The sequence below is a fragment of the Candidatus Methylomirabilota bacterium genome (assembly GCA_035315345.1).
GTDB lineage: Bacteria > Methylomirabilota > Methylomirabilia > Rokubacteriales > CSP1-6 > CAMLFJ01.
Window position 1 is genome coordinate 1 of the sequence record DATFYA010000176.1, and the last position, 2,184, is coordinate 2,184.

The window sequence follows — 2,184 nt, forward strand, 5'->3', positions numbered from 1 at the left end:
TCACAACCGCTCCGTCGGTGCGGTTGCGGCCAATGCGCTCTGTGTACCGCACCCGGGAACATCAGAGAGGGATGTCGCGGTATGGCTCCGACGACGATCGTCGATCCTGGCGCCCCGGCGCGATCGCGTTTCGAGGGTGACCATGGTCACTCCGCCAGCGCCGCGGCCCGCGCGAAGTCGAGCGCCACAGTCTGCTTGGTGAGATACCTTTGGGATATCTTCTAGTGCCGATCCAACTTGATCGGGCCAATTGAACGGATGCGAGTCAAGGGATGCTGCTGCTGGCCGACTCGGCGGTTGCGGTAGCGGAGGTAGCGGTAGATGCGGCGCCGACGGGGGACATGGTCGCGGTCGTCCGAGCCGGTGAGGGTGGCCCGCTTCGTGACCCCGAAGTGCGCTTCGATGGCATTGAGCCAGGAGGCGTCGGTGGGCGTGGGGACCGGGTGGATGTGCAGACGCCGGAGCAGCGCCAAGAAGCGCGGATGATCATGGACGTTGTGCAGGTTATCCATAATGACGAAGAGGCGCTTGCGCGGGTAGCAGGCGCGCAGCCGCCGAAAGGCCTCGCTCACCTCGACGATCCGTTTGCGCCGCCGGAACAGGCCGCTCAAGCAGTCGGCATGGACATCGTAGAAGCCGAGGAACTGCTCGGTGCCTTTGCGGCGGTGATAGGTAGCCCGCATGCGTTGCGCCCGGCGACGACGTCCCCAGGCGAGCCCGCCCAAGGGCTTGAGCTCCAGGGGGCCCCACTCGTCGAAGCAGATCACCGCCGCCCGCGGCGGACACGTCCGGTAGAGCTGGCGGATGCGTTTTTTTTCCGATCGAACGCGGGATCATCCGAGGTCTTCCAGGTCCGGATCCGCTGGGCGCGCAGCCCTTCGCGGCGGAGGAGCCGGCGGACCCATTCATCGGTGATCGGCGGCAGCAGCCCGCGCTGCCGGCAGTACTCGGCCAGTTTGGGTACCGTCCACGCCGAGAACGGCAGACCTCGCTCGGCGGGACTGGACAGGGCGATGTCGATCAGTTCGCGGATCTGGGGCCCCGTGATAATGGGCAGCCGCCCCTTTGGATTGGGCGGTTGCTCGAAGGTCGTGAAGCCGCTCGCGTTGAACCGATGCACCCACTCGTACACCATGGTCACGTTGCAGCCGACGCGATCGGCCGCCTCGGCGACCGAGCAGCCGCGGGCGACCTCGGCGATCACCCGATACCGGCAGTGGAGCCGGGCCGCCAGTCGCCGATCCTTGACCTTCGCCCGCAGCACTCGCTGCTCCCCTCGCGTCAGCGTCCGCAGCCGCACGGAGTTGGCCATGCTGTCCCCCCTTGGGAACAGCGTATGCGGGTGCCCCCATTATTCTGGCCAAATCAAGTTGGATCGGCACTAGCAGGCGCTTACGGCCTTGGCTCGGCGCATGCTACAAGTGCGTACATGGGGATGTGCTGTTCGTGGGCGACGTCCAAGGCTGCGCGGCCGAGCTGCGTGACTTACTGGCGGTCGCCGGTTTCAACCGACAGCAACATCGCCTCGCGCTGTGTGGTGACCTCATCAACCGCGGACCCGACAGCGCGGGGGGTCTCGACCTCGCCCGCCGCCTGGACGCCCTCACCGTCGTGGCAACCACGAGGTCGCACTGCTTGAGGGCCGCGCCACGGGAACGCTGGATCAGGTGCGCAAGCAGCTGGGTCCTCACTCGAGGACTGGCTTGCGTGGCTGGAGTCTCTTCACGCCTTCATCCGCCACGACGGCTATATTCTCGTGCATGCCGGGATTGCCCCTGGTTCGACGTCTGGCGAGGCCCGGAGACGGTGATCTTTGGACACTGGGCGCAGCGAGGCAAGGTGGACCTGCCCCTCTGCAGCCGGCGCTGCTGGGTCGATCGTGGCAAGGATTGACGCGAAATGATGGGTCTGATACGAGCACCACTCCAACGCTCGAGGACGATCGCGCATGAGCCCGCGCGCCGCTGGAGCCCCGTCCCAGTGGATCGCGCGGCTCGGGCCGGTCAACAGAGGAACGAGGTGATGGGCATGGATATCTTCAAGGAGCGCGAGCGGTCTTTCGAGGAGGAGTACTTCCGCAAGCACGAGGCCAAGCTCATCGAGAAGCTCCGGGAGCGGGCCCGGCTCGAAGAGATCGCGGAGGCGCTGGCGGTGAAGCTCCAGGTCGACAACCCCGAGCTGCTC

The 2,184-nt window shown here is 66.3% G+C and carries 2 protein-coding genes; both read right to left on the reverse strand.

Features of this window, described 5'->3' with window-relative positions:
- Nucleotides 1-221: 221 nt before the first annotated feature.
- A complete protein-coding gene (locus VKN16_22530; protein ID HME96988.1) occupies nucleotides 222-767 on the reverse strand; it encodes a transposase in 546 nt (181 codons plus the stop codon).
- Nucleotides 764-1,264 carry a helix-turn-helix domain-containing protein gene (locus VKN16_22535; GenBank protein HME96989.1) on the reverse strand — a complete coding sequence of 167 codons (501 nt, stop codon included), beginning with the start codon at nucleotides 1,262-1,264 and terminating at the stop codon, nucleotides 764-766. Before VKN16_22535 ends, VKN16_22530 begins: the two co-directional genes overlap by 4 nt.
- Nucleotides 1,265-2,184: the final 920 nt, after the last annotated feature.